The sequence below is a fragment of the Pseudomonas sp. UTLPPB19802 genome, from assembly GCF_059730225.1.
On sequence record NZ_AP048545.1, the window covers coordinates 2,424,249 to 2,449,268 of the forward strand.

The 25,020-nt window shown below is 61.6% G+C and carries 30 protein-coding genes; 28 read left to right on the top strand and 2 right to left on the bottom strand.

Features of this window, described 5'->3' with window-relative positions:
- Positions 1-114: 114 nt before the first annotated feature.
- Positions 115-762 carry a T3SS effector cysteine hydrolase SpvD family protein gene (locus tag AC6I6U_RS10915; RefSeq protein WP_497881957.1) on the top strand — a complete coding sequence of 216 codons (648 nt, stop codon included), beginning with the start codon at positions 115-117 and terminating at the stop codon, positions 760-762.
- Positions 763-1,231: 469 nt separating this feature from the next.
- On the opposite strand, the gene fdxA is transcribed toward AC6I6U_RS10915, so the two are convergent.
- Positions 1,232-1,555: a ferredoxin FdxA gene (gene fdxA, locus AC6I6U_RS10920; protein WP_029295271.1), complete on the bottom strand. Its 324-nt coding sequence runs from the start codon at positions 1,553-1,555 to the stop codon at positions 1,232-1,234.
- Positions 1,556-1,696: 141 nt separating this feature from the next.
- Positions 1,697-4,264 carry a DNA mismatch repair protein MutS gene (mutS, locus tag AC6I6U_RS10925; RefSeq protein ID WP_497883016.1) on the bottom strand — a complete coding sequence of 856 codons (2,568 nt, stop codon included), beginning with the start codon at positions 4,262-4,264 and terminating at the stop codon, positions 1,697-1,699.
- Positions 4,265-4,455: 191 nt separating this feature from the next.
- On the opposite strand from mutS, the gene AC6I6U_RS10930 reads away from it, so the two are divergent.
- The 27 genes from AC6I6U_RS10930 to AC6I6U_RS11060 all read left to right on the top strand — a co-directional run bounded on the left by AC6I6U_RS10930 (position 4,456) and on the right by AC6I6U_RS11060 (position 25,017).
- Positions 4,456-5,199 carry a LexA family transcriptional regulator gene (locus AC6I6U_RS10930; protein ID WP_497881958.1) on the top strand — a complete coding sequence of 248 codons (744 nt, stop codon included), beginning with the start codon at positions 4,456-4,458 and terminating at the stop codon, positions 5,197-5,199.
- A gap of 604 nt (positions 5,200-5,803) precedes the next feature.
- A complete protein-coding gene (locus AC6I6U_RS10935; RefSeq protein ID WP_497881959.1) occupies positions 5,804-6,151 on the top strand; it encodes a phage holin family protein in 348 nt (115 codons plus the stop codon).
- Between the two features lie 32 nt (positions 6,152-6,183).
- A complete protein-coding gene (locus AC6I6U_RS10940; RefSeq protein WP_497881960.1) occupies positions 6,184-6,369 on the top strand; it encodes a Com family DNA-binding transcriptional regulator in 186 nt (61 codons plus the stop codon).
- 10 nt (positions 6,370-6,379) lie between these two features.
- The gene (locus AC6I6U_RS10945) at positions 6,380-7,135 is read left to right on the top strand and encodes a hypothetical protein (RefSeq protein WP_497881961.1); all 756 of its coding nucleotides are present in this window, start codon (positions 6,380-6,382) and stop codon (positions 7,133-7,135) included.
- 120 nt (positions 7,136-7,255) lie between these two features.
- Positions 7,256-7,777, top strand: coding sequence for a hypothetical protein (locus AC6I6U_RS10950; RefSeq protein ID WP_497881962.1), 522 nt, complete (start codon positions 7,256-7,258; stop codon positions 7,775-7,777).
- A gap of 21 nt (positions 7,778-7,798) precedes the next feature.
- On the top strand, positions 7,799-8,410 hold the full coding sequence (locus tag AC6I6U_RS10955; RefSeq protein WP_497881963.1) for a phage baseplate assembly protein V: 612 nt from the start codon (positions 7,799-7,801) through the stop codon (positions 8,408-8,410).
- A gap of 10 nt (positions 8,411-8,420) precedes the next feature.
- Positions 8,421-8,753, top strand: a complete 333-nt coding sequence (locus tag AC6I6U_RS10960; RefSeq protein WP_497881964.1) for a phage baseplate protein — start codon at positions 8,421-8,423, stop codon at positions 8,751-8,753.
- Positions 8,750-9,745, top strand: coding sequence for a baseplate J/gp47 family protein (locus tag AC6I6U_RS10965; protein ID WP_497881965.1), 996 nt, complete (start codon positions 8,750-8,752; stop codon positions 9,743-9,745). The genes AC6I6U_RS10960 and AC6I6U_RS10965 overlap by 4 nt, the downstream gene beginning before the upstream one ends.
- The gene (locus tag AC6I6U_RS10970) at positions 9,742-10,392 is read left to right on the top strand and encodes a phage tail protein I (protein ID WP_497881966.1); all 651 of its coding nucleotides are present in this window, start codon (positions 9,742-9,744) and stop codon (positions 10,390-10,392) included. Before AC6I6U_RS10965 ends, AC6I6U_RS10970 begins: the two co-directional genes overlap by 4 nt.
- Before the next feature lie 77 nt (positions 10,393-10,469).
- Complete coding sequence (locus tag AC6I6U_RS10975) at positions 10,470-11,000, top strand: hypothetical protein (protein ID WP_497881967.1); 531 nt, start codon at positions 10,470-10,472, stop codon at positions 10,998-11,000.
- A 67-nt stretch (positions 11,001-11,067) separates the two neighbouring features.
- Positions 11,068-11,862, top strand: coding sequence for a phage tail protein (locus AC6I6U_RS10980; protein ID WP_497881968.1), 795 nt, complete (start codon positions 11,068-11,070; stop codon positions 11,860-11,862).
- Between the two features lie 2 nt (positions 11,863-11,864).
- Positions 11,865-12,167 carry a hypothetical protein gene (locus AC6I6U_RS10985; protein ID WP_497881969.1) on the top strand — a complete coding sequence of 101 codons (303 nt, stop codon included), beginning with the start codon at positions 11,865-11,867 and terminating at the stop codon, positions 12,165-12,167.
- 88 nt (positions 12,168-12,255) lie between these two features.
- Positions 12,256-12,453 (top strand): hypothetical protein, encoded by a 198-nt coding sequence (locus AC6I6U_RS10990; RefSeq protein ID WP_497881970.1) that lies wholly within the window; start codon positions 12,256-12,258, stop codon positions 12,451-12,453.
- Between the two features lie 2 nt (positions 12,454-12,455).
- Complete coding sequence (locus AC6I6U_RS10995; protein WP_497881971.1) at positions 12,456-13,622, top strand: phage tail sheath protein; 1,167 nt, start codon at positions 12,456-12,458, stop codon at positions 13,620-13,622.
- Positions 13,622-14,128, top strand: a complete 507-nt coding sequence (locus AC6I6U_RS11000) for a phage major tail tube protein (RefSeq protein WP_497881972.1) — start codon at positions 13,622-13,624, stop codon at positions 14,126-14,128. The genes AC6I6U_RS10995 and AC6I6U_RS11000 overlap by 1 nt, the downstream gene beginning before the upstream one ends.
- A gap of 86 nt (positions 14,129-14,214) precedes the next feature.
- Positions 14,215-14,814 (top strand): phage tail assembly protein, encoded by a 600-nt coding sequence (locus tag AC6I6U_RS11005; protein ID WP_497881973.1) that lies wholly within the window; start codon positions 14,215-14,217, stop codon positions 14,812-14,814.
- A gap of 128 nt (positions 14,815-14,942) precedes the next feature.
- Complete coding sequence (locus tag AC6I6U_RS11010) at positions 14,943-17,240, top strand: phage tail tape measure protein (RefSeq protein WP_497881974.1); 2,298 nt, start codon at positions 14,943-14,945, stop codon at positions 17,238-17,240.
- Complete coding sequence (locus tag AC6I6U_RS11015; RefSeq protein WP_497881975.1) at positions 17,240-17,623, top strand: phage tail protein; 384 nt, start codon at positions 17,240-17,242, stop codon at positions 17,621-17,623. Before AC6I6U_RS11010 ends, AC6I6U_RS11015 begins: the two co-directional genes overlap by 1 nt.
- Entirely contained in the window at positions 17,616-17,828 is a 213-nt protein-coding gene (locus AC6I6U_RS11020; RefSeq protein WP_497881976.1) for a tail protein X, read from the top strand. Before AC6I6U_RS11015 ends, AC6I6U_RS11020 begins: the two co-directional genes overlap by 8 nt.
- A gap of 10 nt (positions 17,829-17,838) precedes the next feature.
- Positions 17,839-18,849, top strand: a complete 1,011-nt coding sequence (locus AC6I6U_RS11025) for a phage late control D family protein (RefSeq protein ID WP_497881977.1) — start codon at positions 17,839-17,841, stop codon at positions 18,847-18,849.
- 101 nt (positions 18,850-18,950) lie between these two features.
- Positions 18,951-19,535, top strand: coding sequence for a phage tail terminator protein (locus AC6I6U_RS11030; RefSeq protein WP_497881978.1), 585 nt, complete (start codon positions 18,951-18,953; stop codon positions 19,533-19,535).
- The gene (locus AC6I6U_RS11035; protein ID WP_054056811.1) at positions 19,532-19,714 is read left to right on the top strand and encodes a DUF2635 domain-containing protein; all 183 of its coding nucleotides are present in this window, start codon (positions 19,532-19,534) and stop codon (positions 19,712-19,714) included. Before AC6I6U_RS11030 ends, AC6I6U_RS11035 begins: the two co-directional genes overlap by 4 nt.
- Complete coding sequence (locus AC6I6U_RS11040) at positions 19,714-21,210, top strand: phage tail sheath subtilisin-like domain-containing protein (RefSeq protein WP_497881979.1); 1,497 nt, start codon at positions 19,714-19,716, stop codon at positions 21,208-21,210. Before AC6I6U_RS11035 ends, AC6I6U_RS11040 begins: the two co-directional genes overlap by 1 nt.
- Before the next feature lie 65 nt (positions 21,211-21,275).
- Positions 21,276-21,623, top strand: coding sequence for a phage tail tube protein (locus tag AC6I6U_RS11045; RefSeq protein WP_010451233.1), 348 nt, complete (start codon positions 21,276-21,278; stop codon positions 21,621-21,623).
- The gene (locus tag AC6I6U_RS11050) at positions 21,620-21,916 is read left to right on the top strand and encodes a phage tail assembly protein (protein ID WP_497881980.1); all 297 of its coding nucleotides are present in this window, start codon (positions 21,620-21,622) and stop codon (positions 21,914-21,916) included. Before AC6I6U_RS11045 ends, AC6I6U_RS11050 begins: the two co-directional genes overlap by 4 nt.
- Before the next feature lie 130 nt (positions 21,917-22,046).
- On the top strand, positions 22,047-23,729 hold the full coding sequence (locus AC6I6U_RS11055; RefSeq protein ID WP_497881981.1) for a hypothetical protein: 1,683 nt from the start codon (positions 22,047-22,049) through the stop codon (positions 23,727-23,729).
- Positions 23,719-25,017, top strand: coding sequence for a DNA circularization protein (locus AC6I6U_RS11060; RefSeq protein WP_497881982.1), 1,299 nt, complete (start codon positions 23,719-23,721; stop codon positions 25,015-25,017). Before AC6I6U_RS11055 ends, AC6I6U_RS11060 begins: the two co-directional genes overlap by 11 nt.
- Positions 25,018-25,020 lie beyond the last annotated feature (3 nt).

Genomic DNA, 25,020 nt, shown 5'->3' on the forward strand with positions numbered 1-25,020 from the left:
AATTTTAGTTAAGCGCGATGGCTTGATTGTTTGGGTAAGGAGCGATTTGTCATATTTTTGTTCTCCGCTTTTACGGTAGGTTTGGAGGAATTCGAATCTGCGTTGAGGCAAAACATGAAGCTTATGGGCGGTGTTGGTTCCCTGGATTTCGCGAGCCAGAAGGTTGCCGATGACATAGGAAACAGGCAATTGTGGTCTTCGCTGGAAAAAGATGTGGAAAAAATCAAGGGCGCACTGTATGTCGAGGACAACCCATGCTGTCTGCCTGAAAGGATTGATCTAGAGACCTTGAATCATATGGCGGCATTTGTGAACAATACCTGGGTAAACTATTCTGGTAACTGCTCATTGCTGGCAGCAGCCTTGCATTTCAATGCCACTAGAGGAGAGAACATTCTTAGAGTGGGGAATACGGGCCTGTTTTCCGGTGGTACAGATAGTGATACTGTCCATCGAGTCATATTTGGCCATAGACTGAAAAACTCCCACTGTCTTGAGTCGATCGAGCAAGTGCGGGAAGAAATTCTTCGGCGGCATGCGGAAAATGGCGAAACGTCATTTGTCGTCGGAGTTGAGGATTATACCGGCGCTCTTTTCGATCGTAGTCATGATTTCAACGCTGTTATTCTTTTCGACGATGAACAAACACCCTATGTCCAGTTTGTCGACGCATGGAGCAAATTCGACGTTACTCCTGCGGCTGACACCCTGAACAGGACATATGACCCGAAAAAGCCTTTCACCTTCCAGGTCTACTCCTGAGCCTCGTTGAGGTGCGGAGGCACGCTGATCATGTGCGACCCTTAAAAATCCGGAAGTTCTGATTTGGTTGCCTGGCGGTGTAAGCCTTTGCTTACGCGTGGCGTAAGCGATCAAGGATCGAAACCGGGGCAGATCACCGAGCTATCTGTTTAAGTATTTGAAATATTTGAATTTTTTAATTCAATTGATGAATTCCAGACATCTTCATGAGCTGCCGGAGCCTCTTGCGAGCGTCCGGAAAGTCATTAATATCAGCCCTGTGTCGACGGATAGACACGGCGATCAGGAAGATCGCTGAGAGGAACATCGCAGGACGCGATTCATCAGGATGATGAAAGGGAAAAAAGGGACTAGGGAAAAAATGTGGGCGGGTTACACCGCCCCTTTTTTTGCCTGCAGAAAAGTGCCGGCCCTGGTCCAGAAACGCAAAAAGGCCCGCAAGGGGCCTTTTCCGGTAACACGGCGGATCTCAGCGCTCGAGATCCTTGATCTTGCCCTTGACGCCATCCCACTCGGCAGCGTCCGGCAGCGAATCCTTCTTCTCGGTGATGTTCGGCCAAATCTCGGCCAGCTCGACGTTCAATTGAATGAACTCCTGCATTTCCTCCGGCACTTCATCTTCGGAGAAGATGGCCACGGCAGGGCATTCAGGCTCGCAAAGTGCGCAATCGATGCACTCATCCGGGTGAATCACCAGGAAGTTCGGCCCTTCGTAAAAGCAGTCCACCGGACAGACTTCTACGCAGTCGGTGTACTTGCACTTGATGCAGTTGTCGGTGACGACGAAGGTCATTTCTAATTCTCTCCTCAGGCGGCGGCGGCGAAAACCCTATCAGGACGGGCTCGCAGGGCTTGGGAACGGCTCTGCGAACCAGGCTAATAGCCCGCAGCTTCCCAAACCGCGCGAGATTCTAGCAGCTTGCAGCCGTCTGCGTTAGATCCGTGTCTTCAATGTGTAGAGCATTTCCAGTGCACGGCGTGGCGTCAGGTCATCCAGATCGAGCTTGGCCAACTCGTCGAGCACCGGGTGCGGCAGGCTGGCGAACATATCGCTTTGTTGCGGCACCGGCGGTTTGCCGGGCTTGGCCACCGGGGCCTCATGGGGCAGGCTGGTGGTCTCCAGGCGGCTCAGGTGCTCGCGGGCGCGACGGATCACATCGCCCGGCACGCCGGCCAGTTGTGCCACCGCCAGGCCGTAGCTCTGGCTGGCCGGACCGGGCAGCACGTGGTGCAGGAAGACGATGCGTTCGTTGTGCTCGGTGGCGTTGAGGTGCACGTTCGCAACCAGCGGTTCGCTCTCCGGCAGTACCGTCAACTCGAAGTAGTGGGTGGCGAACAGGGTGTAGGCCCGCAGGTGCGCCAGGCGCTCGGCGGCGGCCCAGGCCAGGGACAGGCCATCGAAGGTACTGGTGCCGCGACCGACCTCGTCCATCAGCACCAGGCTGCGCTCGGTGGCGTTGTGCAGGATGTTGGCGGTTTCGCTCATCTCCACCATGAAGGTCGAGCGGCCACCGGCCAGGTCGTCGCTGGAGCCGATCCGGGTGAAGATCCGGTCCACAGGCGACAGCTCGCAACTGGCGGCGGGCACGTAGCTGCCGATATGGGCCAGCAGCACGATCAGTGCGGTCTGGCGCATGTAGGTGGATTTACCGCCCATGTTCGGGCCGGTGATCACCAGCATGCGGGTGTTGTCGTCCAGCGACAGGTCGTTGGCGACGAACGGCGTCGTCAGCACCTGCTCGACCACCGGGTGACGACCCTGGTTGATGCGCATGCACGGCTCGTCGACGAAACGTGGACAATTCAGGTCGAGGTTCAGCGCACGCTCGGCGAGGTTGCTCAGCACATCCAGTTCGGCCAGGGCGGCGGCGGTGTCCTGCAGCGGCGGCAATTCGCCGATCAGGGTTTCCAGCAGGGCCTCGTAGAGCATCTTCTCCCGCGCCAGCGCCCGGCTCTTGGCCGACAGTGCCTTGTCTTCGAACTCCTTGAGTTCCGGGGTGATGAAGCGCTCGGCGCCCTTGAGGGTCTGGCGGCGGATGTAGTCGGCCGGTGCCGATTCGGCCTGCTTGCTCGGCAGCTCGATGAAGTAGCCGTGCACGCGGTTGTAGCCGACCTTGAGGTTGGCCAGGCCCGTGCGGGCTTTTTCCCGGGCTTCCAGGTCGATGAGGAATTGCCCGGCGTTTTCGCTGAGCGACAGCAACTCGTCGAGTTCGGCGTCGTAGCCGGTCTTTAACACGCCGCCGTCGCGGATCACCGCTGGCGGGTTGTCGATGATGGCGCGTTCCAGCAGGATCGCCAGTTCCGGGTAGGTGCTGGCAGTCGCGGCCAACTGCTTGAGGTGCGGGGCATCCAGTTCGAGCATCGCATCCTGCAATTGCGGCAGGGCGCCGAGGGCGTCACGCAGCCGCGCCAGGTCGCGAGGGCGGGCGTTACGCAAGCCGATCCGCGCGAGAATCCGCTCGATATCGCCGATTTCCTTGAGCTGTGGTTGCAGCTGTTCGAAGCGGTAGCCTTCGAGCAGGCAGCCGATGGACACCTGCCGCGCGGTGAGAACCTTCAGGTCACGCAATGGGCGGTTCAGCCAGCGGGTCAGCAGGCGGCTGCCCATGGCGGTCTGGCATCGGTCGACCACCGACTGCAGGGTATTGTCGCGGCCGCCGGCAAGGTTGGTGTCCAGTTCCAGGTTGCGGCGGCTGGCGGCATCGAGCACCACGGTATCGTCCAGGCGCTCATGACGCAGGCTGCGCAGGTGCGGCAGGGCGGTGCGCTGGGTTTCCTTGGCATAACCGAGCAGGCAGCCGGCGGCGCCGATGGCCAGGGTCAGGGTTTCGCAGCCGAAGCCCTTGAGGTCCTGCACGGCGAATTGCTGGCAGAGGCTTTTATGTGCCGAATCGCGCTCGAAATCCCACGGCGCACGACGACGTGTGCCACGGCGTTTCTCTGCCGGCAGGCCCTGCGGCCAGTCGTCAGGAATCAGCAACTCCACCGGATTGATCCGCTCCAGCTCGGCCAGCAGGTTCTCCCACCCCTTGATCTCCAGCACGCTGAAGTTGCCGCTGGTGATATCCAGCACCGCCAGGCCGAACAGGCGCTCATCGCCGAGTACGGCGGCGATCAGGTTGTCGCGGCGTTCGTCGAGCAGCGCTTCGTCACTGATGGTGCCGGGGGTGATGATCCGCACCACCTGGCGTTCCACCGGGCCCTTGCTGGTCGCCGGGTCGCCGATCTGCTCGCAGATCACCACCGATTCGCCGAGTTTCACCAGCTTGGCCAGGTAGCCTTCGAGGGAGTGAAACGGAATCCCGCACATCGGAATCGATTGCCCGGCCGACTGTCCGCGCGCGGTCAGGGTAATGTCCAGCAACTTGGCCGCCTTCTTCGCGTCTTCATAGAAGATCTCGTAGAAGTCGCCCATGCGATAGAACATCAGCTGATCGGGGTGCTGATTCTTCAGGCGCCAGTATTGCTGCATCATCGGGGTGTGCGAGGACAGATCGGAGATTGGCTTATTCATCAGTGGGATAGGTAATAGCTTGAAAAGTGTGGGGGCAAAATTGGGCTGATTGCCTTGCAATGGGCGCAAGGTTAACACGGGCGGACCGGCTCCGCAGACATGGCCTTTTGCTGTTGCTTGAGTGTTTATGCATTAAATATGCAAATTAGCATTTGCTATTCAAGCAAAGCCCAATCAATATGCGCGTTATGCAAATACGCAACGTTTCTACCGTCCTCCGAGCACTGCTCGATCGCCACGGGATCTCCCCCACGGAGCTTCACCGTCGTACCGGCGTGCCCCAATCCACCCTGTCGCGGATACTCAGCGGAAAGATCGTCGACCCTTCGGACAAGCACATCTCGAAGATCGCCGAGTACTTCCAGGTCAGTACCGACCAACTGCGTGGCCGTGCCGATATCGGTGCCGCCCGCGACCAGGACCAGGGCCCGCTGCACTCTGAACTCAAGGATATAAGCCTGTGGGACGATGACACCCCCGTCGATGCAGACGAGGTGTCCGTGCCCTTTCTTCGCGAGGTTGAATTGGCTGCTGGATCAGGAAGATTCGTCATCGAGGAAAGCGAGAAGGCCAGCCTGCGCTTCGGCAAGCGCAGCCTGCGCCACAACGGCGTGCAGTTCGACCAGGCCAAGTGCGTGACCGTGCGCGGCAACAGCATGTTGCCGGTATTGCGCGACGGCGCCACGGTCGGGGTCAACGCCGGCAAGAGCGCCATTGGCGATATCGTCGACGGTGACCTCTACGCGATCAACCACAATGGCCAGTTGCGGGTGAAGCAGCTCTATCGCCTGCCCACCGGCATTCGCCTGCGCAGCTTCAATCGCGACGAGCACCCGGATGAAGACTATAGCTTCCAGGAAATCCAGGAAGAGCAGATCACCATCCTCGGCCACGTCTTCTGGTGGGGCATGTACGCCCGTTAACTCCCTCTGACTCGGAAAAAACCCACAGCGATGTGGGTTTTTTTTTCGCCTGCAAAAAAGCCCCACCCCTTGATCGGCGCGGCCTCCATGCGTTTGCGCATTTTACGTGCAAAAATAAATGCATTCATGCATTGACTGTATATGCATACATGCATATTCTTTGCTCCAAGCCGGCCAGAGAGGCCAGCCAAGGCAGCGATGCCAGGGGATGACCCCGAAGCTCTTTAGTCGTACCGCTTCAAAGAACAGGCAGCGATGAACCGGCCTTGACGGTTCAGAGGGTTGGCAACTGACCCGGGTGTGCAGCGTAAAGCATCAGAAGCAGTTATCCGGCGGGCAGGGGCCGCGGTCGGAAGAACAATTTGAATCGATCCGTACCGCGCCAGTCGCGCCGAAGGATCGGGCGTCCGCTTCGCGTATCCCACGTTCGCTCGAAAAGCGTGCGGGGCCGGAACGGACGCCGGCATTACCAAAGGGCCTGGATCAAGCCGGGCCCTTTGGAATGCCCACTGAAATGGGCTCCCACGAGAACCCTTCACCTTGAACTACAAGCCAAACCAACACCGGCCAGCGAATGGCCATTTTCTTTTACAGGAGGCCTGACATGACGAGCGAGCAACAAGCGTTGGCGGACATGCCTATCTGGCTGGTCATCGTGCTGGCCGTGATCGGCGGCGTGTCCGGCGAAATGTGGCGCGCCGACAAGGAAGGCGCCCGCGGCTGGCCGCTGTTGCGGCGGCTGGTACTGCGCTCCGGAGCCTGCATGGTCTGCGGCGTGTCGACCATCATGCTGCTGTACGCCGCCGGCCTGTCGATCTGGACCGCCGGCGCCTTCGGCTGCCTGACCGCGATGGCCGGGGCGGATGTCGCCATCGGCCTCTACGAGCGCTGGGCGGCCAGGCGATTGGGGGTTGGCGAAGTGCCTCCTCCGGAGGCCGGGAACAGCCAGTGAACACATCGTCCGTTGAACAAGGAGGTCCACCGATGTTGCAAGAGTTTCGCTGCGGCAAATGCAATCGACTGCTGGCCCGTCTTGGCCAGTTCAGCCAGATCCAGATCAAGTGTCCGCGTTGCGCGGCACTCAACCACATGAAGACCGAGCGTCTCGAGCCCTCGCCCCTGAGCGAAACGTCCAGCGCGCCCGTGTGCGCCCCATCCATTCGATCTTGAGGTAACTACCATGACGTTCCATCAAAAACTGTTCGCTTTCGCGGCGATTGCCGCCAGCTCGCTGCTGGCCTCCATCAATGCCCAGGCGGCCCAGATCCAGCAATGCGAAAACATGTCCCGACCGATCGGCTATCTGACGGTCGAGGCCAATATCCTCTCCGGGAACTGCCCGACTCGTAAGGCCATTCGCTACCGTACCCCGGAAGAGAACCTGACCATCATCAAGCCCCAGGAACTGCCGAGCCTGAGCGAGCCATGGGTGGTGATTTCCGCCAACGACAGCCTCGGCGCGAATGCCAACTATCGTATCGCTGCGGCGCGAGATGGCATCGTCGCTTGCGCGATCCCCGGCACTTATCGTCCGGCCGGTTACTTCTCCCTGCCGGCCGGTCGTGTTGGCGGCTGCGGTAACAGCGGCGGTTCGGTGGACAACGCGCTGACCCACTACAAGATTGTGATCACCGATATCGTCAAGACTGCCGGCAATCCTGCCTCGGTCAAGGTCACGCTCAACCCGAAGAACCCTGAGCGCACTTTGAACTACGTGATCCGCGTCTCCGCCGACCTGAACGGCACCCGCACCACAGTGAGCAAGCAGGGCCTCACCGGCTCGGGTTCGTACACCCTCAACAGCCTGGCGCCGTCGCTGGTGCCGCTGGCGCAGCAGAACGCCTACTTCACCTTTGAAACGGAAGTATTCGCCCTGGGCACTTCGCTGACCAAGTCGCTGAACATGGCTTATGGCCTGGAGTTGCTGGGTCAGTAAGCGGCGTCCGGCCTCATTGGCCTTTACCCGCGTTGAACGGCTGGGCGCATCTTTATACATGCACCCGGTCGTACGCACTTCTCAATCGGACCGGCCGTGACACCGCAACAGGAACCGCTCATGCCTGCCAACCCTATCGACAGCCCCTCGATGCTGTTTTCCACCATCCAGAACGTGATCAAGAGCGCTTACCCGCAGCTCAAGGTAGGTACTCGTCGTGACTTCGACGGTGTAGTGGTACCGGCCTGGGTACTCATAGCCATCGACGGCGACAGTGCTGGCATTCGTTCCAGCGATGGTCGCCGGGCCCACGATTTCAGCCTGTCGCTGCAGACGGTGGTAGCTACCCAGGAGATGGATGCGACGTTGTCGGCCTGCAACCTGGCCAGCCAGTTGATCGATCTGCTCATCGATAACCGCTGGGGAGCGGCGGGGCAGTGTGAGTTGCCCCGTAATATCCAGGGCGTGCCTTCGACCCTCACTGTTGGCGGCCAGGTCTATGGCGGCTGGACCATTTCCTTCAACCAGACACTCTATCTCGGTCAACCCCTGCTGGACGACCCGACTGGCATTCCGAGGTTTGCCCGCAGTTGGGAAGTGACCAGTCTCGACGACCCGGATCAATACACGCCGCTTCCCTAGGAAGCCTGCAAGGAGTCCACGATGTTCGATGCGCTACTACGCCTGCACCTGGGCCCGATCATCGAGCGCCTGGCCGAGATGGAGGCTGAAATCGACGACCTGCATCGCCGGGCCGAGAGTTTCTGCCGTATCGGCGTATGCGTCTCGGTGGACGCCCCGAGCAACACCTGCAAGGTCAGCCACGGCGACCTGCTGACGCCGGCGATCCGTTTCTTCAACCCCAGCGCTGGCGAACAGAGCGAGTCGCGCATTCCTTCGGTGGGCGAGCAGTGCCTGTTGCTCAACTATGGCGCAGGCGAAGGCGGTAGCCAGTCGGTGGCCTTGTTCGGCATCAATTGCGACCGCTTTCCTCCGGCTGCGACGACGGCAGGCCTGACGCGTCGACTGCACAAGGATGGTACCGAGAGCAGCTACGACGATAGCGCTCATCTTCTCACCTGGAAAAACGGCGAGGCCGGTTTCCACGGATCCCGTGAAACCCTTGAACTGAGCCTGGGGCCGGCACGTCTGGCGCTGACTGCACAGTCCATCGAACTGAAGCTGGGCGCGGCAGGCCTGACTGTCGATGCCGCTGGCGTTCACCTGCTCGGCCCGCTGGTGGATCACCAGGGCCGGGTCATCAGTACTGCATAAGGAGCCTGTCTTGATCGGAGTCGACAGAAACGCTGGAGCGACGGTCGATGACTGGCTCCAGTTCGTTCAACGCGCCACCCGCGCCCTCACTACGCCCCTGGGCACTCGCCAGAAGCGGCCTCTCTACGGTTCACGGATTCCCGAGCTGCTCGGGCAGAACCTCGGTGATGACCTGTTGCTGCTGGCCCAGAGCCACGCGGCGCAGGCGTTCTACAACCAGGCCAATGGCATTGGCGACTTCGTCCCGCAGGTCATTGTCGCCAGTCGCCAGGGGGCCGGCCTGCTGCTGCGTTTCGCCGGGACCTGGAAGAACCGTCAACAGACATTCGAGGTAGTCACATGAGCATGCTGATCCCTGGCCAGAACCAACTGGCGGAACCGGAGATCGTCAAGGTCGAGGTCTTCGAGGACCTGCTCGCCGAGTTCAAGACCTTTGTCATCGAGTATGTCGGCGCCCGTTCCCCCGACAGCGCCGCCAAGTTGAAGGTCAGTCTCGAGAATGAAAGCGAGTTGCTGACCATGGCCCTTGAGGCGTTCTGCGTGCGTTTGCAGACTCACGAGCGCAAGTACAACGCCCGCATCAAGCAGATGCTGGCCTGGTGGGCCACTGGCAGCAACCTCGATGCGCGTTTGGCGGACATGGGCCTTGAGCGGCAGTTGCTGGATCCGGGGGATCCGACGGCATTTCCGCCGGTTCCGCCCATCCACGAAAGTGATGAGGATGCCCGCCTGCGTTACTACCTGGCGCCCCACGCTCCGGCTGCGGGGTCGCGCATGCAGTATCGTCGTGAGGTATTCACCCTGGGGGAGCGCCCCTCGGTCAAGGTGGAAAGCACGTCGGCGGGCGTGGTCGCTGTCACCTACACCTTCGACCCGGATGGCTACGCCGCCCAGGTCAAGGATGGTAATGGCCGGCGCACCGCACCTGGCGAGGTGATGGTCACCGTATTGGGGCGTAGCGGCGATGGTACGCCATCGGCCGATTTGCTCGAACGGGTGCGCAGTCATTTTTCCCGCCCTGACGTAAGGCCCGAGACAGATCTTGTGAGCGTCCAGGGCGCCGAGGTCAAGGACTACAGGATCCGCGTGGTGGCCAGGATCAACGGTGGGCCGGATTCGGGGCTCACCCAACTGGCGGCGGTTCGTCAGCTCCAGGCTTATGCCGAGGCCTGTCACAGGCTGGAAGGGCGGGTCGAGCCGAGCTGGATCGATTACACCCTGCACAGTGCGGGCGCGGTACAGGTCGAGATTCTCGAGCCCCGTGAGCCTATCGTCACCACGGCATTCCAGGCGCCTTACTGCACCGGTGTCGAGGTTGAGGTGCTGACGCTATGACGGCAGAAAAAGCCCCTGGCAGCCTGTTGCCCGCCAACAGCTCGCCCTTGGAAAAGGCGCTCGACCTGGCCTTCGGCAAACTGCTCGAGCGTGTCGTTCCACCCTTTCCCGAACTGATGAGTCCGCTGCAGACACCTGCCGGGTTCCTGCCCTATCTGGGCGCGGACCGAGGGGTCAGTGAGTGGGATGCTCAAGCCAGCGAGACCGAAAAACGCCTGACGGTTTCGCTCTCCTGGCAGATCCAGCGCCAGGCCGGAGTGCGCAAGGCGTTGAGCTATGCGGTTGAGTCACTTGGCTTCACGCCGAACATCCAGGCGTGGTACGAGCAGCATCCCCGAGGCACTCCGTACTCCTTCGATGTGCAGGCAATCATTGGGCGCAGTTGGTCTAGCGGCGATCACAACCGCCTGATTCGTCGCATCAACGCGGCGAAGAGCGAGCGTGACCTGGGCACTATCACCATCGTGCATGAAACCCGTGGAGATGTGTGCCTTGCTGCTGCGGTCGATACTTCCCTCGGTGTTCATGAAGATAGCCATGACGCGGCCTTGCCTGAGGTTAGGTTGCGGGCAGCGCTGAGCGTCGGAAGTGTCGCCCATGCCCCACTGGGTGCCAGCGAATTTTTTCTCAGTGCAGTCCTGCCTTGAGCGGTTAGGCAGATTCGAACCATGAGGCACGGTTTTCGGCGCCTCTTCCTAATACATGACGACTTCAAGGCGCAGCCATGACACAAGACATCACGCGCCTGGTTCGCTTCACTTCCGCCGGCCTGGCTGAAGTACTGCAGGCAAGAAACCAGGGCTTGAAAGGAAGCATCACCCATATTGGCGCCGGGACCGCGCGCTATGACCCGAACGGTAGCGAGATGGCCCTGCGCGATGAACGCCAGCGAGTGGAAATCATCGACTACGAGGACCTGGGTGCCCAACAGCTCAGGATGGCCGCGTTGTTCGATGGCCCGGACGAGTATGAGATCGGCGAGTTCGGCTTCTACCTGGCCAGCGGCACTTTGCTTGCGGTGTATTCGCAGGCCGGCACGCTGCTGACCTACAAGGCTGCGGTAGCCCGCGTGCTGCAAAAGTTCACCCTGGATATTTCAGCGTTGCCGACCGACAGCGTTACGGTCGTCGTCGGCAGTGAAAATCTCAATGTGTTGCTGGCAGAGGAGATCGCCGAACTGGCCGCAGCTTCGATCAGCAACATGTCCCGCCATGTGGACCTGATGTTGCGGGTGATGGCGTTGGAGGCGAAGTAGAGCCTGGCAACGGTACCGTGACATTGAATGCCGGTATTTGTTATTTAAATTTTATTGGGGGTTGATAATGGGAATTGAAACAACGATTACTAAGGTTGTAGATGCGTGTAACAAACTGACCGAGACGGTGACCAATCAGATCGGCAAGATCGACGCGCGTATGGATGTCGCACTCGACCAGTTTACCAATTGGCGCAATTCGGTGAAGGCGAAGGACATCAATGGCAAGGAGTCCTATACCCAAGTCATTGACTTGACGGGGCTGCCGACGGACATGATGTATCCGGTCTGGTGGCGGATGCCGGGTAACGAGCAGGGTATTTCGGAAGTTAACATCTCGCGCATCTACTATCGGGATGCTGATCTCAATCCGTTCAAAAATAATGCAGAGGTCCATATTGCCGGTTTGAACCTAGAACTGGAGGGCTGTGGCTATATTTGGCATGGTGATGCCAACTTCATCTCCGTAAAACGGGTATCGCAAACCTACCGTGAAACGGTGCGTCGTGTGGAGCTTGGCATGTTGTCCTTTGCCCGGCCGGTGACGGGCAAGTATCCATTGTATGCAGGTGTTCAGCCTGGCTCCTTGGTCAATTCGGCGCAAGACTCCGGTTGCTATTTGCGCGGCGGGCTCTCTTACAAGGTAATCAGGAACTTTCCGGAAGAACTCAAGTACAGCCGACTGGATAAGGAGGTCGAAATCAGCCGTGCCGAACAGCCGGCAACGGCCACTCCCTGGGAAATGTCCTGGACGGTCAAGCCTTTTTCCATCAATGCGCCGGAAATGGGCACTGCTTATCCTGAAAGCCGCCTTGCCTATACCAATGACAACGACAAACGCTACACCGTGAAGGGGGCCTGACTATGTCCGGTTTTATCAAGAAACTCCTGGTCGCTTCTGGCGAAACCCTCATCAACGTGCCAGCCGATCGTTCTACATTGGTTGCATTGGGCATGAGTGCCGAGCGCGCCGATGAGATCTGCCGGGAAAACGAACGAGCGGAAAAGCTGGAAAGCCTGGTTGCCGCACGCCGAGCCCTTTACGTCAGCGAGGCCGATCCTCTGTTCCTCGAATGGCAATACGATCAAAACCCCGAGAAGGAAAAGGCCTGGCGCGACAAGGTCGCCGAGATCAAGGCGCTTTATCCGTTGTCGGACCGTAGCTGACCCATCACCGCGAAAGCGGTTTTTTTTTTCGCCTGCACACAGCCCCTACCCGGGGCTTTCGTGTTTTTGCGTCTGGAGAAATTCGCAAATGTCCAACCGCCAGAAATACACCGTCATCGTGCCATTCCCCATCGGGGGCGGGCACTGGTCGAGCGTCGGCCAGGAGCTTGAACTGCTCGATGTCGAGGCCAGCGCGCTGCGTAGCGCGGGACGCCTGGAACTGTCCAGCGTCCTGGCCCCGAACACCAACCCGGCCAAGAAGGCCATCACCAGGAAGGTAGAATAACCATGGCTGAGGTTTTGAACTTCGAGCACAACGGCATTACCGTCAATGCCACCGAATCGCCGGAGGCCATGGGTGGCCTGGGCGACAACGTCATCGGCCTGGTCGGTACCGCACCGAACGCCAGTGCCCTGCTGCCGCGCAACACCCCGCTGCGCCTGAACAGCTTCACCACCCAGGCCCGGCTGGACCCTACCGGGGCCGAAGCCGGGACCCTGTTCCAGGCGGTGTACCAGATCCTCAAGGTGGTCAAGGTGCCGGTCTACGTGGTCATCGTCGAAGAGGGCGCGACCCCCGCCGATACCCTGAACAACGTGATCGGCGGTGAAGATCCGACCACCGGCCGCAAGCTGGGCCTGGCGGCCCTGGGCAGCGTCCCGGAAGACCTGACCATCATCGGTGCGCCGGGCTTCACCGGCACCAAGGCCGTTGCCGGCGAGTTCGCCGCCTTCGGCAAGCGCATCAAGGCCCGCGTGGTGCTCGATGGCAAGGACGCCTCGGTCGCTGACCAGGTCAACTACAGCAAGGAACTGGGCGGCGCCGAACTGGGTTTCGACCGTTGCCTGCTGGTGCACAACCTGCCGGCCATCTATTCCAAGGCGGCGAAGAAGAACGTGTTCCTGGCACCGTCGAGCCTGGCCATCGCCGCACTGGCCAAGGTCAAGCAATGGGAAAGCCCGGGCAACCAAGTGACCTTCGCCGAAGACGTGTCCCGCGTTGTCGAATACAACATCCTCGACACCTCCACCGAGGGCGACCTGCTCAACCGCTACGGCGTCAGCTATTACGCCCGCACCGTACTCGGTGGCTTCTCGTTGCTGGGCAACCGCTCGGTCACCGGCAAGTTCATCAGCTACGTCGGCCTGGAAGATGCCATCAGCCGCAAGTTGGTCAAGGCCGGCCAGAAAGCCATGGCACGCAACCTCACCAAGTCCTTCATGGAGCAGGAGGTCAAGCGCATCAACGACTGGCTGCAGACCCAGGTGGCCGACGAGACCATTCCGGGTGGCAGTGTCTACCTGCATCCCGAGTTGAACAGCGTCGAGAAGTACAAGAATGGCACCTGGTTCGTGGTTATCGACTACGGCCGCTACGCCCCCAACGAGCACATGGTTTACCAGCTCAACGCCCGCGATGAAATCATCGAACAGTTCCTGGAGGACGTTCTCTAATGTTTACCAACCGCGCAAGACAGGCCATTGCGGCCACCCTCCAAGGCCTGCCGTTGTCGGCCACGGTGGAGGAGTTCACTCCGCCGAAGATCGAATTCGAAATGGAAACGCTGCAGGGCGGGCGTTTCATCGCCGAGGAAATGGCCAAGAGCGCCAAGGCGCTGTCGGCCAAGCTGATCCTGCAGGGCGCCGGCCCCGAACTGATGTTGGCTCTGGGCGTAACCGTTGGCGATGACATCCTGCTCAATGTCCGCGAGGCCGGCCAGGACCAGGATGGCAACACCTACTTCATCTACCACACCGTCGGTGGCCGGCTGAAATCCCTCGAGGAAGGCTTGGTGAAGATGGGCGAAAAGCCCAAGACCACCCTCGAGTTTTCCTGCCGCACCTACAACCGCCTGGAAAACGGCGTGCCGGTCATCGACATCGATGTGCGCACGCAGAAGTTCATGCTCAACGGCGTAGACATCCTGGGTAGTGCCCGCCGTGCCGTGCTGATGCCCTGAGCCGCGTTTCGCGGTTTTTTATCGGCCGTCCCGACCCTTTCCAGGGTGTCGCCGACGGCCCCATCCGTCTTCAAGGAGTTCACTACATGTCCTGGATACCCCCCAAGCACCGCCTGCTTTCGCCCATCACCGCCGACGACGGTACGCAGATCGAGCAGATCCAGCTCAAGCCGCTGTTCTATGCCGCGCAGAAGGAAGCCCTGGCTCGTGCCGGAGACGATGAGGACGATCAGTTCTTCGAACTGGCCAAGCTGGCGACCGGTCTTTCGGACAAGGTGCTCGACCAGCTCAAGCGCCCGGACTACGTGAGCATTGCCCAATACGTCCACGACATGTCGACGCGCCCCACCCGCTATTTCCTGGAGCAGCGCGCCGAGGCCGAGGATGCTCCAGCTGAAGTGCAGGAGTCGGACCCGGACCAGGTGCAACTGCTGCAGCCGCTGGACCTGGGGGGGCGCATCATCAGCTCGCTGAGCCTGGAAATGCCCGCGCTGAGGGCGACCAAGGTGATGAAGACGCTGAAGACGGCCAAGGAGCGCGCCGAGTTCATCACCGCTCATTGCAGCGGGCTGATGATTCCCGACCTGGCTCACCTCACCGTGCCCGACTGGACCCAGTTGCAGGTGCGTATCGACGATTTTTTAAACAAACCGGCGGCCTTCTTTCAGAGCGCGACATCGAAGTAATCCTCGATGTCGTGCCGCTCGTCTACCTGGCGAGCGAGGCGGAGATCCTCGAGTGGGACGCCGCAAAGGCCATGCGCCGCTACGACATAGCGGTGGCACGCCTGGGGTTGAAAGAGGAGTAGCGCCGGATGGCACAAGATAGCATTGCCTGGCTGCCCACCCAGGTCAGCGAGGGCTGGGCCACGCTCGACCTGTCACTGGGTACCCAGATCGCGCTGCTGACTGTCGAACAGCGGCAACTGCGCGCGGCAATCGAGTCGCTGAATACTTCGCTGGCCACGTCGCGCGCCTTGCAGGCTCCGGCAACTGGAGCGGGCAAGCCCGCGTTAGGTGACGAGCGCAAACCGCCCCGGCTGCTTCAGTCGGCGGTTTCTCTGGATACGGCAATGGCCGATCTGGCCGTGGTGATGAAGCTTGAGCGCACTGAGCGCGAAGCGTTATTGCAAGCCAACCTGAAGATGGCCAGCGAGCGTCCATTGGCGGCCAGGGGCATCAATGCCGTGGACCTGGCCAGGATAGAGAGGGGAGCGGTCACCGCAGGCATCGGCAAGGAGTTCAGCGATCCGGGGGAACGACGCGAAGCCATACTCGGTTTCACGCATGATGCCGCGCTCATGGCCTCGGCGTTTCGTATCGATGCCGAGCAGTCCGGAGAGCTCATGGCCGGGTGGCGCACCGATCTGAAACTCAGTCAGGTGCAGGTGCGGGACTTGGCGGATGCGTCCAGCCTGCTCGCGCAGAAGTTCGGGGCCATGCCCACCGACATCGGCGCGGTGGTTCGGCAAGCGGGTAGCGCGACCGCCGCGATAGGCTTGCCGCCGGAACAGACGGCGGCGTTTTCGGCCGTGCTGCTGCAGGCCGGGATGAACAAGGAGCAGGCAACTGGAACCTTGAAAACGTTCAGCACTGCGCTGGATACCCAGGCTTCCCCGGAGCAACAGGCAGCGTTTGCCGAACTCAAGCTGAATCGCACCGAGTTGTCCGAGTTGATGAGGCGCGATGCGCCCGCCGCCATTGCCTCTCTGCTGGAGGCCTTGAACAAGGTTTCCGTCGACAGGCGCGGCAGCCTGGCAAAAAGTCTGTTCGGCAATGACGAAGCCATTCTTCCGTTGCTCAAAGACCAGGCTCCGTTGAAGGAAGCGTTTGCCCAGGTCGCCGACAAGCACCGTTATGCGAGTTCCGTACTGGGTGACAAGGGCGCCCTGAACCAGGCTGCGGAAAATGGCGGTGATTCCCTGTCCGGTGGTTGGCGCCAGTTCTCGGCGAGCCTGGATCGATTCTCGACGACGCTGGGCAATGCCTTTGCTCCCGTGGTCGAAAGTGTGCTGGTGCCGCTGGGCAGCCTGATCAATGGCTTGAGCGGTTTGGCCGAAAGCATGCCCAAGGTGGCGGTTGCCGTTACAGCCACCCTCGTTGCCTTGGCAGCAGCGGGGGTCAAGGCGCTGGCGGGCGGGATGCTTGCAAATGGCTTGGAGACCGCGGCGGCAGAGATCAATCGGCGGGTTCTCGGCAAATTGCGACCCGACAAAAAGAGCAAGGTTGACCCGCTTGCGCCATCAGATCCCTCGCCACCTTCCAATCCTCCGCCGTCGAGCGAAAAGCCATCGAGGCCCCGTATCGAAAGTCGGCAGGGGGGTCAGAACAAGGGTGGCAACAACGGTCGCCATGGTCGACAAACGTACCGGAGAAGGACCGGGAAGTCACCGGGCATAAAGCAGGTCGAGGTCCACGATAAAGGGCAGGCCAAGGTGGCGGAAGCTCCAGCGGAATCGACTTTGTCGCGCGATACCGTAATGGGTTTCGTCGCGGACCAATCATTGACGCTGGGCTTCGCCGGGGCGCGCTCGCTCTCTGCAAGCCCCTCCAGGGCACAGGCGCATCCCATGGCCGGTGCCCGTTCGATGCGTGGCCGCCTGCCGGGTCCCATGAGATTGCTGGATGCAGGCATGCAGGTATTCGATGCGCTCCGTGATGGTGATGCCAGATCCATGGTCAGTGGCCTCGGTGCGGCGGGTGGCGGCTGGGCGGGCGCCTCCGCCGGCGCTTCGGCAGGTGCGGCCCTCGGCACGCTGATTTTTCCTGGTGTCGGCACGGCCATCGGGGGGGCCTTGGGCGGTGTGCTCGGAGGTATCGCCGGCAGTGATGTCGGCTCGTGGCTGGGTGACCAGTTGGGCGACAGGATCAGTGCTCCTGGCAACCGCCTGCCGGCGCCAGGTGCGGTTGGCAGTGAACTGGCCGCCAAGCCGGCGGACAACCGCCAGGTCACCTTTGCCCCGGTGATCCAGATCAACGGCCTGGACCAGGCTACCGCCCGGCAGCTGGCCGATACCGTAATGCAACAGATGCAGGCGCAATTCGTGCCGATGATGATGGCCGACCCCCTCGCTGCAAGGCGTGGCACGGCCCTGACCGATGGAGGTGACTGATGCGACAGCAGATGGCGTTGGGCGATTTCATCTTTGGCCTGTCCAGGGATTTCGCCTACAGCACCCTGGTCCGCAAGACCGCCGGCGGCTGGGTCGAACTGAACATTCTGCAGAGCAAGCCGAAGTCCAGCCAGACCGGTCCCGGACTGGAAAGCCTGACCATCGGCGGCAAGGCCATGGGCGCTGCCGGCATGGAGCGGCTTGACCAATTGCGCGCCCTCCAGGCCCGTGCCGTGCCTTTGCCGCTGGTCGATGGTATTGGCCGCAATTGGGGGCTCTGGCGAGTCGACAGCGTGTCGGAGACCCAGGGCCAGATCATCGACGACGGCACGGCCATGATCGTCGACTGGACGGTGGATCTGAAGGAGTTCGTCAATGCGTAGAGCGCGAAGCCTGGCCGGTGACTCGGTGAATCTCTTGCTGTACCGCGAACAGGGACGTTGCGACGATGTCGTGGAGGAGGCGCTGTGGCGTCTCAACCCGCAACTTGCCGAATACGGAGCCGTATTGCCGGCGAGCGTCTGGGTGATCCTGCCGGAAGTCGAGGCGCGAGCCCCGAGTGCTGCGCCGGTATCGGCCTGGGATTGAGGAGGATGCCATGAGCCTGGGATTTACCCCCGAGGTACAGTTGTATGGCGCCAACGCCGCGCTGCTCAACGAGCGACTGATCGATTGGGAATACACCGATGCCGCGGGTATCGAGTCCGACCAGCTCAAGCTGACCCTGGATATCGAGGACCTGCCGGGCCTGCCCAGCCTGGGCGGCAAGGTGGGACTGCGGATCGGCTATCGCGAATCCGGACTGGTCGACAAGGGTGAGTTCATTGTCACCCGGCGCACGCCGACGTTGTTTCCCCTGCGCCTGACGCTACTGGCCACGGCGGCGCCGTTCGAAGTCAGTGACCAGACCGGTTTCAGGGCCCGGCGCAGTGTCAGTCATGGCCCGACCACCCTGGGCGCGCTGTTTCGACAGCTGACCTCCCGACACGGCTTTTCGCCACGGGTTGCACCAGAGCTGGATGGGATTCGAATCACGCACCTGGATCAGTCCAATGAAACCGACATGGGCTTTCTCACACGGATTGCCCGCCGCTTCGACGCCGTCACCAAACCGGTGAACGAGTTGTATGTGCTGGCCCGTCGTGGGCAGGTCAAGTCGTTGTCCGGCAAACAGTTGGAGGATGTACCGCTGGCGGTGACCCGCGACAACCGTCCGGGCGATCCGGCCTTCATTGCCGCGACGCTCGACGACAGCAGCCGCGGCAAGTACCAGGGCTGCCAGACCACCTGGTGGGATGCGGCGGCCGGGCGCGAGCGGGTGGTCGAGACCGGCACCAAGCCCTTCAAGAAACTGCGCCAGCGTTATCCATCCGAGGATGAGGCGCGGGCTGCGGGTGAGGGTGAGGTGCGGCGCATGGAGCGTGAAGCGCTGAAATTGCGTATCGACTGCCCGGGCAATCCGGCGCTGGCGGCTGAAGGACTGGTGCTGTTGGACAGCAGCTGGCCGGACTTCATGCAGGGTCGCTGGTCCATCGACAAGGTCACGGCCAGCGGCAACCGCGCCAACAGCTACCGCTGCAGCATTTCCGCGAGTTGCCTGGACCGCTAGCGACGTCCATTCCCGCTGCCCGGTCTCCGGGTGGTGCCTGCTATCAGGGGTAACTCGCCGCACCTGCGGCCATGACCTTCCATTCGAACCGGAATCTTTCCATGAATATCACCCCCATCATCACGCAACTGCGTGCTGAATGCCCCAGCCTTGCCCAACATATTTCCACCGGTCTCGACCTGGACCTGCTGCAAGGCAATACCACGCTGCCGACCCCGTCGGCGTTCATCACCGTTCGTTGCGATTTTGCCGCCGAGAACACCGCGCAGAACGTCTCCCGGCAGACCATTCGCGATCGCCTGGAACTGACCCTGGTGCTCGACGCCAGCAACGGCCAGGCCCCTTTCGACCAACTCCACGCCCTGCGTGCCGAACTCTGGCGCGCGTTGGTGGGGTTCAAGCCCGACACCTTCTACACGCCGCTCCAGTATGGCGGCGGCCGGCTGGTGTCGATCAACGCTACCCGCTTGCTTTATCGCCTGCGTTTCTTCGCCGAGTTCCAACTGGGGCGCAACCGCGCCTCCGACCCGGCGGAAACCTGGCATGAGCGTGAACTGGACGGCTTGCCGTCCTTTACCGGGGTGACGGTGCGGGTCGATGCCATCGACCCCGCCGACCCCAATCTGCAGCGCCCAGGCCCAGACGGGCGCCTGGAGCTGGCCTTTTCAGGAAACGTAAAACCATGACCCAGCGCATCACTGTAGTACCGGCCGCCGGCCGTGCCGTACCGGACCCGGAGGCTGGCGACCTGCTGCCGGCCGCCGGTCGCGAAGTGGCCGACAGCGCCTGGTGGCGCCGCCGCCAGGCCGATGGCGATATCACCCTTTCCGCCGTGCAAGCGGCACAACCACAGGAAGCCCAATAATGGCTATCGGATTCAGCAACATCCCATCGGACCTGCGTGTTCCGCTGTTCTACGCCGAGATGGACAATTCGGCGGCCAATAGCGCGTCGTCGACCCTGCGTCGACTGATCGTCGCCCAGGTCAACGACAACGCCACCAGCGCGGAAGTCGGCAGCCTGGTGCTGGTCTCCAGCGTCGCTCTGGCCAAGAGCATCGGCGGTCAGGGCTCGATGCTCGCCGCCATGTACGACACCTGGCGCAAGGCCGATCCGGTCGGCGAGATCTGGTGCCTGCCGCTGCGCAACACCACCGGCGCCATCGCCAAGGCCGACCTGAAACTGACCGGCAGCGCCACCGAAAGCGGCGTGCTCAACCTGTATGTCGGCGGTGTCCGCGTGCAGGCCGCCGTGGTCAGCGGCCAGACCGCTGCCCAGGTCGCCACCACCCTGGCGCTGCAAGTGAACGCCGCCGCCGACCTGCCGGTCAGTGCCGTGGCTACTGATGGCACCGTCACCCTGAGCTGCAAATGGACCGGTGACAGCGGTAACGACATCAGTCTGCAGTTCAATCGCCTGGGCAAGAGCAACGGCGAGGAAACCCCGGCCGGCCTGACCATCGTCAGCGCGAAGATGGCCGGTGGCGCCGGTATCCCGGACCAGGTCGCGGCCCTTGCGGCCCTGGGCGACGAGCCGTTCGAGTTCATCTGCCAGCCATGGTCCGACGCGGCCTCGCTGAACGCCTGGCAGGCGGCGATGGATGACAGCGTGGGTCGCTGGTCCTGGTCCAAGCAGCTGTTCGGGCATGTCTACACCGCCAAGCGTGGCACTGTCGGCACGCTGGTCGCTGCCGGCCAGGCCCGCAACGACCAGCACGTCACTGTCCTGGCGATGGAGCAGGGCGTCCCACAACCGGTGTGGGTCCAGGCCGCGGCACTGGCTGCACGCACCTCGGTGTTCATCTCGGCCGACGCCAGCCGTCCAACCCAGAGCGGCAGCCTGCCGGGTATCGATCCGGCCGCGGCCAGCGAGCGCTTCACCCTGACCGAGCGCCAGTCGCTGCTCAGCTACGGTGTCGCCACCGCCTACTACGAAGGCGGCTACGTGCGCATCCAGCGGGCGATCACCACCTACCAGAAGAACGCCTACGGTCAGGCGGACAACTCCTACCTGGACAGCGAAACCATGCACCAGTCGGCCTTCATCGTGCGCCGCCTGCAAAGCGTGATCACCAGCAAGTACGGTCGCCACAAGCTGGCCGCCGATGGCACCCGCTTCGGCGCCGGCCAGCCGATCGTCACCCCGAGCACCATTCGCGGTGAGCTGATCGCCCAGTACGCCAAGCTCGAACTGGAAGGCCACGTGGAAAACGCCGAGCTGTTCGCCGAGCACCTGATCGTCGAGCGCGACAGCCAGGACCCGAGCCGGGTCAACGTGCTGTTCCCGCCTGACTACGTCAACGGCCTGCGCGTGTTCGCGCTGCTCAACCAGTTCCGCCTGCAGTACGACGCGGCGGCCTGAGCCGCGTCTTCCTCACGGTTTCATTCCAGCCCGCCATGAGCGGGCTTATTTTTTGGAGATACATCATGGGTCAACTGATTGCGGGCACCTGCTACGTCAAAGTGGACGGCGCTCAACTGACCATCAACGGCGGCTGCGAAGCGCCCCTGATGGCCGTCAAGCGGGAAACGGTGGTACCGGGCTTCTACAAGGAAACCGACATCGCGCCCTCCTTCAAGGTCACCGCGCTGCACACCGCGGACTTCCCGCTCAAGCAACTGATCGCCGGTTCCGACATGACCGTCACCTGCGAATTCAGCAATGGCAAGGTCTACGTCCTGGCCGGTGCCTACCTGGTCGAGGAGCCGGTCATCAAGGGCGATGACGCGGCTATCGAACTGAAATTCGAAGGCATCAAGGGGACCTGGCAATGAGCGAGCCGATGAAGCTGCAGGTGCCCATCGAAGCCCACGGCGCGACCCTCGACGAACTCACCCTGCGCCGTCCGACGGTGCAGGAAGTGCGGGCGATCAAGGCGCTGCCGTACAAGATCGACAAGAGCGAAGAGGTCAGCCTCGACATGGATGTGTCGGCCAAGTACATCGCGGTCTGCGCCGGCATCCCGCCGTCGTCGGTCAACCAGCTGGATCTGTCCGACCTCAATACCTTGAGCTGGGCGGTGGCCGGTTTTTTCATGAGTGCGGCATCGCAGCCATCGGCGAACTGATTGCGGTCGCCTATGACCTGGCCTGGTTCTGGAAGGTTGACCCCGAACAGATGATGGCAAGGCCCTTGGATGTGCTCCGGGAGTCCCTGGAGCACGCGCAACGGATCAATGCGATGCAGCAGGTGGAGTGATGGCCAAAGAAGACGAGAAAAAGGAGACGGGGTTTCGTCTCCACGCCAGCAAGCTCAAGAAGGATCTTGAAGAAAGCGGGCTGGACAAGTTGAACCTGACGGGCGGTGGTTTGCTGACGCCCTTCACCAAAGGGCTCAAGGCGGCAATCAAGGAGCAGGATCGGCTGGCCCAGGCGGCTGTAGTGCGTAAGGCGCCGAAACTGCCAGCCGTTCCGAAGCTGCCGACCACGCCCAAGCTGCCTGTGGTGCCCAAGGCAGTGACCGCACACAAGGCTCCCGTGATGCCCAAACCACCCAAGGCAGCCTTGGAAACGACTGCGCAGCATCTGGCGAAGCTCGAAAAGGCACTGGACAAGATCACGCTGAAAATCGGCCAGGCGCTATTGCCAGCGTTCGATAGCATTGTGACTGCGCTGATCCCCCTGGCAACCAGCTTCGGTCAATTCGTCGCCAACAATCCGGCGTTGGTTCAGGCGCTGGCAGCCGGGGCGTTGGCCTTTACAGTGATTGCCGCGACTGCGGCCGGTTTGGCGACGGTGTTGGGGGTGTTGGCATCACCCATTGGACTGGTCGCTGCCGCTGTTGCCGGGGCTGTGATAACGATCATGTTGCTGTGGAAGCCCTTGGTGGGCCTGATGAATGGGTTCTCGCGGCTCATGACCAAGGCTGCGTCATGGACCCTTGAAAGCTCCAGGGCGATGGGCGCAGGCATAGCCAGCGTCTGGAAAAGGGCCAGCGCCAGTACCGGCGAGTTTCTCGACGAACTCAAGGTGAAGTCGGCAGCGACCTGGGCGGACGTCAAAAGTGGCTTTCTCAAAAAAGCTGCGGAAATCATTCAGGGTGCCGGCAAACTGTGGGGTGAACTCAAGACCTGGTTCACCAGTTTGTCACCACTGGAGTACCTGAAAGGAATCTGGGGTGGTATCAAGAGCTTCTTCGCGGGGCTCTGGAGTGGCCTCGTCGATGGCGTCGTGCGCTTCATCGCGAGTATCAAGGCGACCTTCGATGCCTGGTCGCCGCTGCAGTACCTGAGTGGGCTTTGGGGCGGTGTCGTGGCTTACTTCGAAGAGCTATGGAATGGTCTCCGAGACGGTGCCTTTCAGTTCTGGAATAGCCTCAAGGCAGTCTTCGAAGCCTGGTCGCCGGTATCGAGCCTGCAGGAAATCTGGGCCGGCTTGACTTCGCTGATGGGGCGTCTGGCGGGCAGCCTGGAAACCTTGGCGGCGCCGATACGCAACTTCATGAGCACGCTGTTTGGTGGCGATCCCCTGGAGACGTTGAGGGTCAAGTTTGAGGCATTGCCCAAGTTCTTCTCCTCTCTGCTGGAAAAACTGAAGCCGTTCGTCCAGCCAATCAAGGATCTGATCAGCGGTGTGGTGGGAGTCGTCAGCCGATTCTTCGGTGGTGACGATGAATCGGCTGGTCAGCCTTCGGCCACAGGCGTTGGTTCCTCGCGAAACAATGCCTTGCTGGCCGGCGGCCTGACGCAGAACGCCAACCTGCTCGTCCGGCAAGCTGCCACCAACAACCGTACCCAACTCGAAGGCGGCCTGACCGTGCGCTTTGAAAACGCACCCCAGGGCCTGCGTGTCGACCAACCCCAAACCAATCAACCGGGCCTGAGCCTGACGCCCGCCGTCGGCTACCGCTCGCTTTCCCTCGGAGGTGCCTATGGCGACTAACTGGCGTGATCGTCTGTTGCCGGCGTCGTTTCGCGGCGTGCCGTTCTGGGTCGACCAGGCGAAGACCCCGGTTGGCCAGAAAGGCCAGTTGCATGAGTATCCCCAACGCGACCAGCCGTTCTTCGAACGGCTTGGCCAGCAGGCGAAAATCCATGACCTGACCGCCTTCATCGTTGGCGCCGACTGCCTGGAGCAGCGTGACAACCTGCTCAAGGCGCTGGAGGAGGGCAGCGGTGAACTGGTCCACCCGTGGCTGGGGCGGATGCAGGTCAAGGTCGGCGAATGCGACATGACCCAGACCCGCCAGGATGGCGGGCTGGTGACCTTCAACCTGAAGTTCTACCCGGACCAGCCGCTGCAATTTCCCAAGCCGGTCGTCAACACCCAGGAGCAACTGCAGGTGGCGTCGAGCAAGCTGCTCACCTCTTCGGTGGGCCGTTTCGATGAAGCGATGAAACTGGTCAACCAGGCGCGGGTCGGCCTGGACAACCTGCGCAAGGGCATTACCCAGGCGTACCAGGTGATCGAACAGCAGTTGCAGCCGCTGATCGAGACCTATGCGAACGTCTATGCCCTGGTCCGTGCGGTCAAGGAGTTTCCCCATCAGGTGAGCGCGGCGGTCAAGGGCGTGCTCAGCGAGGTCAAGGCCGAGTTCAGCGGACTGGTTGGCGAGGTCCGTGGGCTGGTTGGCGAAGTGCGCGGGTTGAAGGACTTTGCGGTCCAGGGTTACCACGGGATGCTCGCCGACCTGTCCAAGCAGGTCGAGGACGCCAAGTCCCTCGACGCCTCGCAACTGGCGATCGGCAAGGACACCGCCGCAGCCTCCCAGGCTACGGTGAACCTGATCCAGGATGCCATGCTGGTGCAGATCGCCCAGCTCGTCTCGGTAATTCCGGCGGCGACCCAGGCGGTGAAACTGGCGGTCACTCCGTCCCTGGCGCAACAGGCCCAGCAACCGGTGCAACGTGCCGACGTGCCGGTGGTCGATGACGTGCTGGCGCTGCGGGATAACCTCAACGAGGCGATCTGGCAGGCGGCGCTCAAGGCTGATTCGGTGCATTACCAGGCGCTCAATACCGTGCGCCAGGCACTGGTGCAGCATCTCAACGCAGTGGCTTCCAACGGCGTGCGGCTGATCGACCTGGTGCCCAAGAGCAACCTGCCGGCGCTGGTCGTCGCCTACAAGAACTTCGGCGATGCCACGCGGGTCGGGGAAGTGGTGCAACGCAACCGGATTGCCCACCCCGGTTTTATCCCGCCGGCGCCGTTGCAGATCTCCCGGGAGTAAGCC

Bases quoted from the DNA above. Each gene is read 5' to 3' on its own strand.
- AC6I6U_RS10915 (WP_497881957.1), top strand. From the start codon at position 115: ATGAAGCTTATGGGCGGTGTTGGTTCCCTGGATTTCGCGAGCCAGAAG.
- fdxA (WP_029295271.1), bottom strand. From the start codon at position 1,555: ATGACCTTCGTCGTCACCGACAACTGCATCAAGTGCAAGTACACCGAC.
- AC6I6U_RS10930 (WP_497881958.1), top strand. From the start codon at position 4,456: ATGCGCGTTATGCAAATACGCAACGTTTCTACCGTCCTCCGAGCACTG.
- AC6I6U_RS10935 (WP_497881959.1), top strand. From the start codon at position 5,804: ATGACGAGCGAGCAACAAGCGTTGGCGGACATGCCTATCTGGCTGGTC.
- AC6I6U_RS10940 (WP_497881960.1), top strand. From the start codon at position 6,184: ATGTTGCAAGAGTTTCGCTGCGGCAAATGCAATCGACTGCTGGCCCGT.
- AC6I6U_RS10945 (WP_497881961.1), top strand. From the start codon at position 6,380: ATGACGTTCCATCAAAAACTGTTCGCTTTCGCGGCGATTGCCGCCAGC.
- AC6I6U_RS10950 (WP_497881962.1), top strand. From the start codon at position 7,256: ATGCCTGCCAACCCTATCGACAGCCCCTCGATGCTGTTTTCCACCATC.
- AC6I6U_RS10955 (WP_497881963.1), top strand. From the start codon at position 7,799: ATGTTCGATGCGCTACTACGCCTGCACCTGGGCCCGATCATCGAGCGC.
- AC6I6U_RS10965 (WP_497881965.1), top strand. From the start codon at position 8,750: ATGAGCATGCTGATCCCTGGCCAGAACCAACTGGCGGAACCGGAGATC.
- AC6I6U_RS10970 (WP_497881966.1), top strand. From the start codon at position 9,742: ATGACGGCAGAAAAAGCCCCTGGCAGCCTGTTGCCCGCCAACAGCTCG.
- AC6I6U_RS10975 (WP_497881967.1), top strand. From the start codon at position 10,470: ATGACACAAGACATCACGCGCCTGGTTCGCTTCACTTCCGCCGGCCTG.
- AC6I6U_RS10980 (WP_497881968.1), top strand. From the start codon at position 11,068: ATGGGAATTGAAACAACGATTACTAAGGTTGTAGATGCGTGTAACAAA.
- AC6I6U_RS10985 (WP_497881969.1), top strand. From the start codon at position 11,865: ATGTCCGGTTTTATCAAGAAACTCCTGGTCGCTTCTGGCGAAACCCTC.
- AC6I6U_RS10990 (WP_497881970.1), top strand. From the start codon at position 12,256: ATGTCCAACCGCCAGAAATACACCGTCATCGTGCCATTCCCCATCGGG.
- AC6I6U_RS10995 (WP_497881971.1), top strand. From the start codon at position 12,456: ATGGCTGAGGTTTTGAACTTCGAGCACAACGGCATTACCGTCAATGCC.
- AC6I6U_RS11000 (WP_497881972.1), top strand. From the start codon at position 13,622: ATGTTTACCAACCGCGCAAGACAGGCCATTGCGGCCACCCTCCAAGGC.
- AC6I6U_RS11005 (WP_497881973.1), top strand. From the start codon at position 14,215: ATGTCCTGGATACCCCCCAAGCACCGCCTGCTTTCGCCCATCACCGCC.
- AC6I6U_RS11010 (WP_497881974.1), top strand. From the start codon at position 14,943: ATGGCACAAGATAGCATTGCCTGGCTGCCCACCCAGGTCAGCGAGGGC.
- AC6I6U_RS11015 (WP_497881975.1), top strand. From the start codon at position 17,240: ATGCGACAGCAGATGGCGTTGGGCGATTTCATCTTTGGCCTGTCCAGG.
- AC6I6U_RS11020 (WP_497881976.1), top strand. From the start codon at position 17,616: ATGCGTAGAGCGCGAAGCCTGGCCGGTGACTCGGTGAATCTCTTGCTG.
- AC6I6U_RS11025 (WP_497881977.1), top strand. From the start codon at position 17,839: ATGAGCCTGGGATTTACCCCCGAGGTACAGTTGTATGGCGCCAACGCC.
- AC6I6U_RS11030 (WP_497881978.1), top strand. From the start codon at position 18,951: ATGAATATCACCCCCATCATCACGCAACTGCGTGCTGAATGCCCCAGC.
- AC6I6U_RS11035 (WP_054056811.1), top strand. From the start codon at position 19,532: ATGACCCAGCGCATCACTGTAGTACCGGCCGCCGGCCGTGCCGTACCG.
- AC6I6U_RS11040 (WP_497881979.1), top strand. From the start codon at position 19,714: ATGGCTATCGGATTCAGCAACATCCCATCGGACCTGCGTGTTCCGCTG.
- AC6I6U_RS11045 (WP_010451233.1), top strand. From the start codon at position 21,276: ATGGGTCAACTGATTGCGGGCACCTGCTACGTCAAAGTGGACGGCGCT.
- AC6I6U_RS11050 (WP_497881980.1), top strand. From the start codon at position 21,620: ATGAGCGAGCCGATGAAGCTGCAGGTGCCCATCGAAGCCCACGGCGCG.
- AC6I6U_RS11055 (WP_497881981.1), top strand. From the start codon at position 22,047: ATGGCCAAAGAAGACGAGAAAAAGGAGACGGGGTTTCGTCTCCACGCC.
- AC6I6U_RS11060 (WP_497881982.1), top strand. From the start codon at position 23,719: ATGGCGACTAACTGGCGTGATCGTCTGTTGCCGGCGTCGTTTCGCGGC.